Genomic DNA, 244 nt, shown 5'->3' on the forward strand with positions numbered 1-244 from the left:
CGGTCGTGATCTCCTCGGCGACGTCGTTGACGACCGAGCCGTCGGCCTCGTACGTGATCAGGCCGGCGAAGATCGAGTCGAGGATCTTGCCGCCGCCGGTCTCGTTGGTCATGGCGGGCAGCAGCGGGTTCTGCGGCTCCGAGCCGTTGGTCGTGATGACGGCGGTCGACGAGCCCTCGGCCGGGCTCTCGGAGCCGGCGGGCTCGCCGTTGCCGCCAGTCGCGCAGCCGGCGAGAAGCAGGCT

General features: G+C 70.9%; 1 protein-coding gene. It reads right to left on the reverse strand.

Going from position 1 to position 244, the window contains the following annotated elements; genetic code table 11:
* A partial coding sequence (locus QRT08_RS18535) for a hypothetical protein (protein WP_286047473.1) occupies window positions 1-244 on the reverse strand: 244 nt, incomplete at both ends.

This window comes from Halalkalicoccus sp. NIPERK01 (assembly GCF_030287405.1).
Taxonomy (GTDB): Archaea; Halobacteriota; Halobacteria; order Halobacteriales; family Halalkalicoccaceae; genus Halalkalicoccus.